The organism is Xenorhabdus anantnagensis (genome assembly GCF_028598555.1).
Taxonomy (GTDB): Bacteria; Pseudomonadota; Gammaproteobacteria; order Enterobacterales; family Enterobacteriaceae; genus Xenorhabdus; species Xenorhabdus anantnagensis.
This window is the reverse complement of the sequence record NZ_JAQRFN010000009.1, coordinates 70,511-84,467: the sequence shown is the minus strand read 5'-3', so window position 1 is coordinate 84,467 and position 13,957 is coordinate 70,511. Positions and strand designations below refer to the sequence as shown.

14 protein-coding genes are annotated in these 13,957 nt (G+C 43.7%); 3 read left to right on the top strand and 11 right to left on the bottom strand.

The features are described 5' to 3' along the window. Positions 1-142 precede the first annotated feature (142 nt). From PSI14_RS08940 to tamA, 3 genes are read right to left on the bottom strand one after another with little or no spacing between them, the layout of a single operon-like run. Positions 143-490: a gamma-glutamylcyclotransferase family protein gene (locus tag PSI14_RS08940; RefSeq protein WP_273575583.1), complete on the bottom strand. Its 348-nt coding sequence runs from the start codon at positions 488-490 to the stop codon at positions 143-145. Positions 491-492: 2 nt separating this feature from the next. Next, positions 493-4,290, bottom strand: coding sequence for an autotransporter assembly complex protein TamB (gene tamB / locus PSI14_RS08935; protein WP_273575582.1), 3,798 nt, complete (start codon positions 4,288-4,290; stop codon positions 493-495). Beyond that, positions 4,287-6,029 (bottom strand): autotransporter assembly complex protein TamA, encoded by a 1,743-nt coding sequence (tamA, locus tag PSI14_RS08930; RefSeq protein ID WP_273575581.1) that lies wholly within the window; start codon positions 6,027-6,029, stop codon positions 4,287-4,289. Before tamA ends, tamB begins: the two co-directional genes overlap by 4 nt. Before the next feature lie 137 nt (positions 6,030-6,166). On the opposite strand from tamA, the gene msrA reads away from it, so the two are divergent. Together msrA and paeA are read left to right on the top strand one after the other, a co-directional pair. Further along, a complete protein-coding gene (gene msrA / locus PSI14_RS08925; RefSeq protein ID WP_273575580.1) occupies positions 6,167-6,814 on the top strand; it encodes a peptide-methionine (S)-S-oxide reductase MsrA in 648 nt (215 codons plus the stop codon). Positions 6,815-6,971: 157 nt separating this feature from the next. Then, positions 6,972-8,303 (top strand): polyamine export protein PaeA, encoded by a 1,332-nt coding sequence (paeA, locus tag PSI14_RS08920; protein ID WP_273575579.1) that lies wholly within the window; start codon positions 6,972-6,974, stop codon positions 8,301-8,303. Positions 8,304-8,431: 128 nt separating this feature from the next. Here the strand turns inward: paeA and PSI14_RS08915 are convergent, their stop codons facing one another. Further along, positions 8,432-8,638 carry a DUF1107 domain-containing protein gene (locus PSI14_RS08915; RefSeq protein ID WP_273553368.1) on the bottom strand — a complete coding sequence of 69 codons (207 nt, stop codon included), beginning with the start codon at positions 8,636-8,638 and terminating at the stop codon, positions 8,432-8,434. Between the two features lie 337 nt (positions 8,639-8,975). On the opposite strand from PSI14_RS08915, the gene PSI14_RS08910 reads away from it, so the two are divergent. Continuing rightward, on the top strand, positions 8,976-9,533 hold the full coding sequence (locus PSI14_RS08910) for a YtfJ family protein (protein ID WP_273575578.1): 558 nt from the start codon (positions 8,976-8,978) through the stop codon (positions 9,531-9,533). A gap of 120 nt (positions 9,534-9,653) precedes the next feature. Here PSI14_RS08910 and cysQ read toward each other — a convergent pair whose 3' ends face one another. From cysQ to rlmB, 7 genes are all read right to left on the bottom strand, one after another. Continuing rightward, the gene (cysQ, locus tag PSI14_RS08905) at positions 9,654-10,397 is read right to left on the bottom strand and encodes a 3'(2'),5'-bisphosphate nucleotidase CysQ (RefSeq protein ID WP_273575656.1); all 744 of its coding nucleotides are present in this window, start codon (positions 10,395-10,397) and stop codon (positions 9,654-9,656) included. A gap of 250 nt (positions 10,398-10,647) precedes the next feature. Next, positions 10,648-11,268, bottom strand: a complete 621-nt coding sequence (bamJ, locus tag PSI14_RS08900; RefSeq protein WP_273575577.1) for a BamJ family beta-barrel-assembly machinery protein — start codon at positions 11,266-11,268, stop codon at positions 10,648-10,650. 217 nt (positions 11,269-11,485) lie between these two features. Then, positions 11,486-11,938, bottom strand: a complete 453-nt coding sequence (gene rplI, locus PSI14_RS08895) for a 50S ribosomal protein L9 (protein ID WP_273575576.1) — start codon at positions 11,936-11,938, stop codon at positions 11,486-11,488. 38 nt (positions 11,939-11,976) lie between these two features. Beyond that, positions 11,977-12,204, bottom strand: coding sequence for a 30S ribosomal protein S18 (gene rpsR / locus PSI14_RS08890; RefSeq protein ID WP_000135199.1), 228 nt, complete (start codon positions 12,202-12,204; stop codon positions 11,977-11,979). A 4-nt stretch (positions 12,205-12,208) separates the two neighbouring features. After that, positions 12,209-12,526, bottom strand: coding sequence for a primosomal replication protein N (gene priB / locus PSI14_RS08885; protein WP_273575575.1), 318 nt, complete (start codon positions 12,524-12,526; stop codon positions 12,209-12,211). Between the two features lie 5 nt (positions 12,527-12,531). Next, positions 12,532-12,930, bottom strand: a complete 399-nt coding sequence (gene rpsF, locus PSI14_RS08880) for a 30S ribosomal protein S6 (RefSeq protein ID WP_273553363.1) — start codon at positions 12,928-12,930, stop codon at positions 12,532-12,534. Between the two features lie 195 nt (positions 12,931-13,125). Continuing rightward, positions 13,126-13,863, bottom strand: coding sequence for a 23S rRNA (guanosine(2251)-2'-O)-methyltransferase RlmB (gene rlmB, locus PSI14_RS08875; RefSeq protein ID WP_273575574.1), 738 nt, complete (start codon positions 13,861-13,863; stop codon positions 13,126-13,128). Positions 13,864-13,957: the final 94 nt, after the last annotated feature.

Here is a 13,957-nt window from a genome sequence, read left to right as displayed (position 1 = left end):
TTGATGCAAAAAACCTCTGCCCTGATAGGGACAGAGGTTTTTGTTTGTCAGTCAATTTTGTCAGAGTCATTTTTGCTGGAACAATTCATTAATGACCATATATAAAAATAAAATCACACAACAAACAATGAATCACTAATTTTTATTCTTCACCGTGGCGTTTTAGCCAATCACCACTTGTTATCCTATGCAATCCCTCAACAGGCAATTTATAGAGGTAAATCCACGCCTTGCCATAAGGTGTTTCAATCAGTTCCCTTCGGTACTCCTGAGAGTTTTTTTTCAACTCATCCAATTCTGTCAGGATGGATGGCGTAATACGATATACTTCACATTCGATTGTTCCTTCGCCACTGATAACTGCCGGATAATGTCCCAGATCATAAAGTTCATAACCTTCTAATCTGTGTTCTCCTAACCATTGGGCATCCGTCATCCAGTGATGATTGCCTTGTTTTTGCCTCAGGCTACCATAAACAATAACTCGCATCTTTAAAACTCAAACTCATAGAGCAAATCTAAAGCTTGATCAATACCAGATACTGCTTCCAGATACAATCTTGGCATAACACGATAACGTAATGTCAGTTTCGCCAAAGAGTCAAAAATACCAACACCATACTTCACTTGTAAGTCGTTGGTAATTCTGCCACTGACAACAACCTGAGATTTATTGCCAATGCCCTGAGTATCCAAAGCCAAATCAGAGACACCAAACGTTTCCCCAATCTTACCGACTAATTGACCACTCTGTGCAACCCCCAATCCAATCAGCATAGCCGTCATTTGCGAGTTGTCAGAGTTGCCTTTTTCCAATCCTTCACCACGCAACAAATAAGACAAAGCTTCCTGTTGTGATTTGACTGGATCAGAAAAGACTTCTACTTTAGGTTTATCTGCCAAGCCCGTTACACGTACGCCGGCTATAACAGCGTTTGCTGTCGATTCAGGGTTGCGGATAGCTTCAATATTCAACAATGGCTGATCTGGCGGACCAGAGAACAGAATTGTTCCCTTGCGTACTTGCAAATCTTGCCCGTAAGCATGGAAACGCCCTTCCGGGATATCAATCTGGCCATTCAGCCCCAATCCCTGTTTCCCCTGAAGGATTTTCAAAACCCCTTTGAGCTGTGCCTGCAAACCAAATGCATTCAAACTCACATCATCGCCAATCTGAACATTTAAATTACTTTGAATCAAAATAGATGATTTTTTCTTCTCTATTGGCTGGAGACTTTTATTCAGCATCACTTCATCAGAAGAAATACCTACCGCTGATTCCGGTAATTCCTGAACCGTAATTCGCGCCCAGGGGATATCTACATTACCGTCAAGTTTCAGTAGATTTGGTTTTGCCTCCAGCACCAAATCCGGACTGACATCCACCTTCACCATCGGAGGAACAGTGACACGTAGCTTGTCACCATTAGCGGCAATTCTGGCATACCACTCATTTAAATTACGCCAGTCGGCATAACCATTCAGATTTAGTTGCCCTTTAGGCGTTTTAATCATGCCATTCAAATTAGAACTGGCGCCTGAAAACTGAACGGCTAACTGACCTTGGGTGATATCAAATGGAAGCCAATGGCTACTCACTTTCAAGTCATCAGTTTTAAATAGGCCAAATAGCAGCGGATTCTTAGCATTTCCACCAATGCGTAGATTTGCATTTAATCCTCCCTCCGCTTTTTCTCCTTTACCTAAAATAGGTTTAATCAGTTTTAAGGAAAGTGCTTGAATATCTACATTCCCCGATAATTTTCGGCTGCCTTCTAAATCAGCAACCTGCATATCGCCTTTCAAGTGCCCATTGCCAGCCAATTTGAATAACCATGACAAATTAGCCTTGCCATTTGTCAGCCCTGCATTCAAGGTGATTGTCTCAAAATCAACCGGTAATACACTACCTTCTACAACCTGACTAACTTGTACACCCTTCCCTTGAAGAGCGACTTTTGCTTGCGGTAAACCCTGCTCTGCTGACCATCTGATATCAGCATTACCACTGAATATGCCCTTAAGTTGAGTGCTTCTATCAAGGAATGGCTGGATCATAGCCAAATCAAAACGCTCAAGCGCCACTTGTGCATGGCCACTCGTTCCCGCTTCAATGGGTTTTGAAATACAAAGATGTGCATTAGGATTAAGCCAGCAATGAGTGCCAACCAAGACTTTTTGTTGCAATTTCGAGTAATCAATGGATATCGCCTTGCTTAAACGCCACTCACCGACAGGTGTATTGAAGTAAGTATTGTTTATGCTGCCTTTCCAACGCTCTTCTTGACGATCAAAGCTGCCATTGAGTGCCAACTGACCTGATACCGGAGTCCCCTCGATTTTCAGTTGTAAATCATGTTTCCTTTCTGTGCCCGTAGCATTGAGTGACAAATTTTTAATGGTTAAATCTGCCTGTTTCAATTGATGCACAACAACCGATAACTGGCCTTGGATCTGTTCAGCCGAGCGTACATTCCCCTTAATCGTGGCGCTATCCACCCTTAGCACATCCTGCCAACGCAACCCACGCGCGTTCAAATCTGCTACGATTTGTGGCGCTTCCATATTGCCACGCAGATTGATCTTACCGGTAATAAAACCCGCCAGACCCGGAAGTAAGCCATTTAATTGTGGTGCATCAATCTCACCATCAAGCTTCCACGCTTTATCCGTAAGCCGACCTTGTATATTTAGTGTATTACGCCCTACAGCAAGATCGAGTTGAGGAATATCCCATTGCCCAGCCGCATTACCTGACGCCTTGCCATATGCTTTGATTGCATTTTGCTTCACATAGCCATCAAGGGCAATTTTAGGGATCTGAAGCTGCCAACTTCCCCCATATAAGCTGCCACGCACCGCTATTTTACCATCCATTTTGGCAGGCCATTCCGGCCACTGTTTGGCAGTATTAATGCCATCCAAAATAAGATTGGTATTCCAACTAATGGCTTTACTCCAATCAATTACTCCTGAAATGTCTGCTTTACCCTGCAAGGCCGACAAACGCAGGCGCGTTAGCTTCAGCAATTCTTCGTTACCTTTCGCATCCAACATCAACAATGCAGGGGGAAGGTTATTACCCTTAATATCCGAGCGAAGGGAAAGATCGTAACCACTGGCTTGACCATTTAAGCGCAACTGAACACCATCAAGCTGATATTCTGGCTTGCCTTTCAATGGCCATTGTAATTGCTGGCTTTTTAATGTCATACGTACAGGCAAGCCTGCTTTTGCCAACTCAGTCTGAGCTTCCAGACTGGCGACGACAGGACCAGAAAGATTCAGCGCAAGATCAAGCTGCTGCAACAAAGCGCCTTTTAGCGTTAAATTAATCTGCTGCCCTTTCAGGTCATCCAGATTTATATTATTTAAATTAGTTACGCTTCCCTTAACCGAAAGGCTGACAGGCCATTGTTCAGACAGTTTTGCCGTCCCCTGTATTGCCAGTGAGCCTTCCGAAGCCTGTAGGTTCAGCATTTTTACATCAACTGATTGCCCCTGATTTCTGGCCTGTAGCTGCAAGTCATTAATCTTGATATCAGTATCACCCGTTAAATGCAGTTGTCTGCCATGAATACTTTCCACGGTGATATCTAGAGGAATTGGAATGCTGGGCAGCTTCGCTAACAGTGGCTTGGCAAACAATGCCTTCAACGTTTCACCCAATGGTTTCTCAGATTCAGCCTGCTGCTTATTCTTTTGTTTTGTTTTTTGCGTTGTCCCGATTTTTTCAGATGAACTCTTTGGTAATGCCACCAACAGGTTATTAATTTCCGTAGGTCTTAATATTAGTTGCTTTTCCTGCCACTGAGCCCCCGTTTTAAACTCATCCAATGCAATGACGATACCGTCTACCTTCACATGAATATTTTTCAAGGAAAGCAAATCCAGTGAGATAGGGTACGGGGTTTGCAATTCGGTCAATGGTTCCGATTCAGTAGAGGGCGTCGATGGCGGAAGCTCTGCGGTATTCACCGAAATAGTAACACCTTCAGTCGTCAATGCGTTGACACACACCTGACTGTGTTTCAGGCAGGAAAGCCGCATAGAGAGGTACAAATTGTCAGCATTGACGTTAACTCCCGGCATCTGATATTTCACGCCCTTTAGCGTTAAATCACGCCAACCTCCGCTGACACTGGCAATATCCAATCCGGGTACCCAACGTACCGCACTGTTAATCACAAAATGCAGGCCAGCTTGTGTGCCGACCAATCCCACAACGGTCATCAATAACAGGCCAACAATCAGCAGGAAAGCGATACTGACCCTTTTTGCCCACTTCATAGTTCAGCCCCTAAACCGATGTAAAATTCAACATTATGACTATTTGGATCTCCGATCGGAGTTGCCAAATCAAATTTTATCGGCCCGACAGGTGAAGCCCAGCGCACACCAATTCCCGCACCTGTTTTGAAATTACTCCTCTTAATATCATCCACCGCTTCACCTGAGTCTACAAATAAGGCACTCCACCAATTGCCATGAATATTGTATTGATACTCTAGCGAACCCACCGCCAACTTTGATGCCCCTACTAATTTACCGTTACTATCTGTCGGTGAGATTTTCTGGTACTTATATCCACGAATACTGCGATCCCCCCCTGCAAAGAAGCGGAGATCTGGCGGCACTTTGTCGAATTCATTAGTTTCTATCCAGCCCAAATCCGCCCGCACCACAAAACGATGATTCTCCCGATAAGTTCTGATCCAGACGTGATGTGCTTGTAATACGAAAAAATCGACATTGGACTGCCAACTTGTATCCGAAACATCAAGCGAGTAACGCTGGCTATCCCCCCAATAAGGCATAGTACCGCCACGTTGGCGAATACGGCTGATATTTGCTCCCGGATAAAGCAACATAGTGGTGTTTGTTACGTTGGCCTGCGTAAAGTGGCTAAGACTCCAGCGCAGATTGACGCTGTACTGCCAGCCCGTAAAACGATCCCAGTTACGAGAAAAATTCAAAGTTGCCGTATCCGAAATGGTATCGTTAACATCTTTACGTTTATAACCTGTTTGTAGCTGATAGTATTCTTCGAGAGGGTTAACCTTAAGCGGCATTTTGTAAGAACCATCAATAAATTGTTCTCGTGCGGAAAGGTTAAGGCTGGTACTCAAACTATGCCCACGGGAATTGAGCCACGGTTTTTTCCATTTTGCCTGAACACGCGGCCCGACATCCGTTGCATAACCGCCCCCTAATTCGACATAGTTAGCAGAGCGAGGTATCAGTGAGGCATTCAATGGTAATATTTTATCCTTGCTCTCACGCCCGACTTTAAAATCGGGCACAATAACCGCAGAGTTAAACCATCCAGTGTTTACTAAACGGCGGTTAAATTCGGCTAATTGCTCTGAGGTATAGTATTCACCTTGTTTGAAAGGAATCAGATTATTCAGGTAAGTTTCACGAATTTGCGATCCGTGGAATGCTACAGGGCCAAAACGATAACGTTGCCCGCTATCAAAATCAAAATCCCAAATGGATTCGTGTAGCTCTTTTGATACTCCCAACTCACTTTTCTTCATCACTGCGTCAAAATAGCCTTTCTTAACAGCCAAATTAGTCAATGTGCTTTTAAAGTTTTCATATTTGCCGTGATTAAGTATCGTTCCTTCCTTTGGCCTATTTTTTTTGATGAGGGTGGCGTAATCGTTATCTGTTTTAGCGCCTCCTTCCAAATCAACATTCACTTCAGCGATTCTCACTGGCTCGCCAAGTGTTACTTTTGCTGTTAAAACAGGACGGGAAGGAGGTGTATTCTCTTGATAGGTGAATGTAACGGTAGGATCATAATATCCCAATGGACGAAGCCCTTGTCGTATCGCTTTCTCCACACGGGCTCGAAAACGTCCATCAGGGGCAACTTCATCGGTACTGATATTTGAAAGTTGTACTCTGGTATTTTTTTCTAATTCACCAGAAAGCCCTTCTACTTTCAGTCGTAAATTTGCACTATAAGCCGACGGAGTGATGATAGATACAAAAAGCGCACATATGAGGGGATATCGTGGCACTCGGACTCCTAATATTTATCTATCTGTAGAGTAAAATCTAACAATATAAAAATGCTGCAATAAATTAATTCTGGTAAAGTTTTAAAGATATACAAGCAAAACATAACCATAAAATTCGTGAATAACGGGAGAGAATCTTGCCAAATTCAGTTAATGAAAGCCAACATGTTTCTTCACAGGATGCCTTATCTGGTAGGGCCACCCCATTGACCGTATCACCCTACCATGTCATCACAAAGCATGCGATAGATAACATCCCAGAAAATATGGAAATAGCCTATGTAGGCATGGGATGTTTCTGGGGTGTTGAACGCCTTTTCTGGCAACAGGAAGGCATTTACACCACCTCCGTGGGTTATAGTGGGGGCGTCACACCAAATCCAACTTATGAAGAAGTCTGCACCGGCTTAACCGGTCATGCAGAAGTAGTCAGGATCGTATTTGATCCAACCAAAATAACTTATCCACAACTCCTTACTCTATTCTGGGAAAATCACGATCCTGCCCAAGGCATGCGTCAGCATGGTGATATAGGTACTCAATACCGCTCTGCCCTTTACACAGTTTCGCCACAACAGTATGAGCAGGCAGTTGCCAGCCGCAACCAATACCAGCAAGCGATGGAGCAAAATAGCAACCAACGTACTATCACAACGGAAATCAGCAAAGCCGGGCCATTCTATTTTGCGGAGGATTACCATCAGCAATACCTCCACAAAAATCCTGAAGGATATTGTGGATTAGGTGGTATTGGCGTCTGTTTCCCACCAACGCACAAAAACTAGCCGATTTAGTTAGCCCAATGCTATAATCGTTGGGCTAAACTTATTGATTTTGCGGCATCCCGCCGAAATATTTTTTATTTGTATAATTTTTCATCTCATCTCCGGTGCTATTCAAATAAAACCTACCCTATCGTTGGAGATAAGATACGGATACTTTATGTTAAACAGTTTATTAGTAATACTTTTACTTTGTGCTATTAGCGCATTTTTTTCGTTATCAGAAATATCTCTGGCTGCTTCAAGAAGAATAAAATTAAAACTGATGGTCGATGAAGGGAATCTCAATGCTGCCCATGTCCTTAAGCTGCAAGAAACTCCCGGTATGTTCTTTACTGTAGTTCAAATCGGCCTGAATGCGGTAGCAATCCTTGCGGGGGTGATGGGAGAATCCGCCTTTTCACCTGCATTGAAAGCGCTGTTTATAAAATTCATGCGACCAGAATGGGCAGACCAACTGGGATTCATCTGCTCCTTTACTATCGTTACCAGTACCTTTATCCTGCTTGCTGATTTAACCCCTAAACGCATTGGCATGATTAAGCCCGAAGCCGTTGCCTTGAGAATTGTCAATCCAATGCGTTTCTGTCTGGCAATTTGCCGTCCTCTGGTTTGGTTGTTCAATGGTCTGGCCGACTGTATCCTCAAAATCTTTAAGATCCCGATGGAACGTAATGAAGACATTACATCTGACGATATTTACGCTGTCGTTGAAGCGGGAGCCATTGCCGGTGTACTTCGCAAACAAGAACATGAGCTAATTGAAAATGTTTTCGAACTGGAGTCTCGCACAGTCCCTTCTGCCATGACTTCCCGTGAAAGTATTGTGTATTTTAACAAGAGTGAAGATGAAAACAGCATCAAAGAAAAAATCTCCACTCATCCTCACTCAAAATTCCTTGTTTGTGATGGTGACATTGACCATGTTATCGGTTATGTGGACTCGAAAGATTTGCTCAACCGTGTCTTGAGCGGACAAAACCTCAACCTAAAAGATGGTGTCCAAATCCGCAACGCCTTGATGATCCCAGACACGCTTTCACTCTCTGACACACTGGAAAGTTTCAAAGCCGCTGGGGAAGATTTCGCTATTATTCTCAATGAATATGCTTTGGTAATGGGTGTCATCACTCTTAATGACGTCATGACTACCTTAATGGGAGATTTAGTCGGGCAGGGCCAAGAAGAACAAATCGTCATCCGGGATGAAAATTCATGGCTGGTTGAAGGTGGCACACCAATTGAAGACGTCATGCGGGCTCTGGATATCAATGACTTCCCAGATTCCAGTAATTATGAAACTATCGCTGGCTTTATGATGTTCCGCCTGCGAAAAATTCCAAAACGCACGGATTATGTGAAATTCAGTGGTTATAAGTTTGAAGTGGTAGATATTGATAACTATAAAATCGATCAATTGCTGGTGACAAAAGTTGTCGATACTCTCACGCAACCTAATCATCTCAACACCAAACAACCGAATGAAGTGTAAACATAACGCATAGGATCAAAAAACGGCCGTAAGGCCGTTTATCATACTAATGATTTATTATACTAATGGTATGTATGCAGTTGATCTTGTTACATCCCCATCAGTAGTAGATGGGCAGTTGAAAAACATCACCCCATTTCGGTCTGTAAGCGTAATACTTGTTGGTTAACTTCACTCATTACATGGAAATGACGTTTATCTCTTATCTTCGGGGGTAAAATTTTTCCATAATTAAATTCAAAAGCGCCCATGTCCTTAATATATAAACGCCCACGAAATAGAGTTTTTACGTAGAGAGCAATTTTCAGTGGGTTATAATGGCGAAAGATTTTCATCTCTGTTTTTTTCCTCCCATGCTTCTTACGATACCATTCTATTGCATCACATAACTAATGAATCAGAAGACATATCACTGTTATGCAAAGTGTATAGACTACGTATATAAAAATTTGTTCCCCTGAATATCAAGATTCAATCACTACCTTTATGTAATTTTATGTAACTTAATGATATTAATGTACATTAAATTATATACTTTACTTTGTTTACTTATATCTCATCCTGAATGTTATCAAATTGTTTATTTTATTGAGGACAGCCCTGTTAACAAGCGCTATGCTGAATATGGTGTTCCCTGATAACATTCCACACCATGATAAATAAGGAATAAAGATGATAAAAAACATTGTATTATCTGCAATATTGAGTTTAGCGCCAATATTTGCATTCGCCCACAACATCATATTAAAGCAACAAGTTCCCGCAGTCAGTGTGACAGATAAAGGTGAGCTATTACTAAACAATGGTAAATTTAGCTACCAAAAATGGAGCAGCACTGAACTTCCCGGTAAAGTAAGAACGATCCAGCATATTGCCGGTCGTAGCTCCGCAAAAGAGATGAACGATCCCTTGATTCAAGCATTGAAAAATACTGATTTACCCAAGGATAAATATCAAACAACCAGCATCGTGAATACCGATGATGCTATTTTTGGCACCAGCATTTTTGTTCGCAATAGCCTCGAAGACAGCAAAAAACAGTTCCCATGGTCACAATTTATCGTGGACAGTAACGGACTGGCTAAAAAAGCTTGGGGGCTGGAACCCAAAAGTTCAGCAATTATTGTGCTGGATAAAAACGGTAACGTGAAATTTGTCAAAGATGGCAAGTTAAGTAACGAAGAAATCACGCACGTTATCAGCCTAATCAAAGACGAATTGAAACAATAAGCCTAAAGATGATCCTGATTTTCAATCATGGTAATTCTAATGATCGTACAGTGATAATGGTTCTCCCCGCTGTGAACCATTATCACCTTACATTATCATCTTAATAGTATCGTCTTAATATCAAAAAATACTGACCCTGAAGCCCGGATTCAGAAAGGATTCACGTGGTGTGTAATTTAGTGTTTTCCCTTCCCAATCCGTTACGTGTGCCCCCGCAGCAATAGCAATGGCATGACCAGCACCAGTATCCCAGATGTTGGTCGGTCCAAAACGTGGGTAAAGTTGGGCTTTTCCCTCTGCAACCATGCAGAACTTGAGTGAAGACCCGACCGAAAGTGTGTCGTGTACACCTAACTGGGAAAGATAATCTTTTAACTCCTCATCATCCTTGTGAGAACGACTGACTACCACAATTGGCGGTTTCGCTGGAATCACTTTAATGGGAAGTGTCTGACCATTGCTCTCTTTCCACGCGTGACGTCCTTGCCCTGAATACAAGACATTCTGTACAGGAACATAAACAACGCCCATCACAGGTATACCATTTTCGATCAATGCGATATTGACGGTAAACTCGCCATTTCGGCGAATAAACTCTTTCGTACCATCCAACGGATCAACCAGCCAATAGCGCTGCCAGTTTTTCCGTTCTTCCCATGCTGGTGGATCTTCTTCTGATAACAATGGGATATCAGGCGCAATCCGCAACAATCCCGCTTTAATGATCTGATGAGCGGCAATATCCGCTACAGTAACAGGTGAATCATCCATTTTATGTTCTACTTGCAACGGTTGCTCAGCCTGATAAATCTCCATGATCGCTGCGCCTGCTTCCCGTGCCAATTGGCAGATCTGTTGTAGCATCATACACCTCTGCGTTCATTGTTTAGCTATCCCCTCATGTTTTCAAATTGCAACTTTTTGGCTGTACTGCAAATTGAAATCTATTTTGGGTATACCACCTTAAGCTACATTTTTAGCGCATTTTTTACTGGAATAGCGAATACTTTATTCTTCTATCATTCCCAAATACACATAAAAAAATAGCCGGCTAACCGGCTATTTGCTTAATTATCAATACAATTACAGATCAAAGAATTATAGATCGAAAAAATTACAAGATTTCCAGTAATTCTACTTCGAAGATCAGCGTGCTATAAGGAGGAATGGACGCACCTGCGCCACGCTCACCGTAAGCCAGATTGTGCGGGATGTACAGTTCCCACTTAGAACCTACTGGCATCAAAGTCAACGCTTCAATCCAACCCGGGATCACGCCGCTGACAGGAAATTCTGCTGGTGTACCGCGCTGTACTGAGCTATCAAATACAGTGCCATCAATCAGACGACCAGTATAGTGAACACGAACACGATCAGCACGGGCAGGAATAGCTCCATCACCTTGTGTCAGGACAGAAAATTGCAGACCAGACTCAGTGCTGCTTACACCTTCACGCTGAATGTTTTCTGCCAGGAATTTTTTGCCTTCTTCCGCCATAACCTGCTGACGTTCACGACGAACGCTATCAGCACGTTCATGTATCTCACGTAGCGCACGATGCAGTTCTTCTACAGGAATAGCAGGAGAACGGCTTTCCAATGCATCACATAACCCTGCTAATAGTGCTTCTGGTTCCAACCCTTGTAAGCCAGATTCCTGTAATTGTTGACCAACCTGCAAACCAATACCGTAACTAGCCCGCGCTTCAATAGACTCAAAAGAAGGTTTTGTCATGAAAATACCTGTTATTAAATGAGTGAAGACTCAAGCATAACAGCACTGCCAAGATGGGTAAACGCGTGAAGGGGATCAATAATAGTGTGAGATACCAATTATTGACGTATAACTGCTGCCACGCCCTTATATTTGAGGAATACTTTTAAGATATAAACAAAAAACGCTGGCAATGCCAGCGTTTTTTGTCGTCACATGTTCTTCAGCTAATCAGGGATTAAGCTTCTGGAACGATGTTAACGTTCAACTGTGCGAATACATCGCTGTGTACTTGGAAGTGAACTTCATGCTCACCAACAGTACGCAGAACGCCGTTAGGCAGGCGAACTTCGCTCTTAGATACTTCAACGCCAGCTGCAGTAATTGCATCAGCGATGTCACGAGTACCGATAGAACCGAACAGTTTACCTTCGTCACCCGCTTTAGAAGCGATAGTGACAGCGCCCAGGGCACTGATTTTCTCTGCACGAGCTTGCGCTGCTGTCAGAACGTCAGCCAGTTTAGCTTCCAGTTCAGCACGGCGAGCTTCGAAGAATTCGATGTTTTTCTTAGTTGCAGGAACAGCTTTGCCCTGTGGTACTAAGAAGTTACGGGCATAACCCGCTTTAACGTTAACTTGGTCACCCAGGCTACCCAGGTTCGCTACTTTATCAAGCAGAATAACTTGCATTACCTTATCCTCTCAAAGTCGTTAATGGACTGAGCCTATTACTGATGGCGATCAGTGTAAGGCAACAGAGACAGATAGCGTGCACGCTTGATAGCACGAGCGAGCTGACGCTGGTATTTTGCACGTGTGCCAGTAATACGGCTTGGTACAATTTTACCACTTTCGGTAATGTAGTTTTTCAGCGTAGCAATATCTTTATAATCGATCTCTTGTACGCCTTCCGCGGTAAAGCGGCAGAACTTGCGACGACGGAAATAACGTGCCATTTGGCTAGTCTCCAGAATCTATCAATTCAATCTGCTCGGCATGAAGAACCAGTTTGCTAAGACCATTTCGCCCATAATGGGCATTAATGAATCCTGAAACGGCAATTCGACTGCCGACCGTTATACTGTGAGTATATTCCTGTAACAACTGTCCGCTGGCAATTACGGGCATTCTGCACCATGACTGCCTGCTGAATCCGGCTTCCTGTTGCTGTGAACGATGTTCAAGCACAAACTGACAATGTGGAATACCAGATGGACTGACTTTTCGTATCGGAGCCTTGCACACTGTGCCAGAGAGCACCAAACGATTGGTTGTCACGGTAATTACTCTTCAGAATCCCCAGCTTCATCAGCATCATCAACCAGGCCTTCTTCTAAGACCAGATCACGGCTGCGACGTTCGTCTTTAGCCTTAACCATTGGTGATGCTTCAGTTACTGCGTGCTTAACGCGCATAACCATGCTGCGGATAACGGCGTCGTTGAAGCGGAAATTAGTTTCCAGCTCATCAATCGCTTCTTGTGGCGCTTCAACGTTCAACAGAACGTAGTGAGCCTTGTGCAGTTTGTTGATTGGGTAAGCCAGTTGACGACGACCCCAGTCTTCCAGACGATGAATCTGACCTTGCGCGTTAGTGATAGTCGCACTGTAACGCTCGATCATGCCCGGAACCTGTTCGCTTTGGTCAGGATGGACCATAAAAACGATTTCGTAATGACGCATTAGCATTGCTCCTTACGGATTATTCAGCCTCCTGTCAGGGTCAGCCGTGGCCCATGGAGGCAAGGAACGTGTTTAGTACGGCTGAAAAATTGACGCGTCACTATACCCACACACAAAAAAAAACTCAAGGTCCGGGTAGAGAAAAACACATTTATTCTTCTTTCAAGTCATTCGAGGCAAACAAATGACAAATAATTACAGGGCACTTCTCTGGCGCACGATTTCAAACAAACATACCCCTGTCGCTACCGATACGTTTAAAGAAGAGACTGAACCCGCCATTGGAATACTGATCAATTCATCACAATGATCGCGAGTCAATCGGCGCATGCCTTCACCTTCCGCCCCCATCACCAGGGCCATTGGGCCAGTCAGCTTACTCTCATATAAAGCATGCGTGGCTTCGCCGGCAGTTCCGACAATCCAGATATTATGTTCTTGCAGTAAACGCAATGTCCGGGCAAGGTTAGTCACACGAATCAGCGGAACACTTTCTGCGGCGCCACAGGCAACTTTTTTAGCTGTCGCATTCAATTGAGCAGAACGATCACGGGGAACAATAACCACATCAACCCCCGCAGCATCCGCTGTACGCAAGCAAGCCCCCAGATTATGTGGATCGGTAACACCGTCCAGCACCAGCAGGAATGGGCGATCCAACCGGGATAACAAATCCGGCAAATCATTTTCCTGATACTGACGTCCCGGTTTGACTCGTGCGATGATTCCTTGATGGACAGCACCTTCCGTTTGGGCATCCAGCCATTGGCGATTGGCAATTTGTACCGCAATGCCGATATTTTCCAATTCCTGCAATAATGGCGTTAAACGGCGATCTTCACGCCCTTTCAACACATAAACTTCCATGAAACGTTGTGGATCGCTCTCCAGCAAGGCTTTAACGGCATGGATACCGTAGATAATTTCACTCATGACTGACTGACACCTAACTTACTGATACCTTAGAAGATACTGAAAAATAGCGGGCGGTAGAATCCGCCCTGATTTACGATTGTATGGACTAATT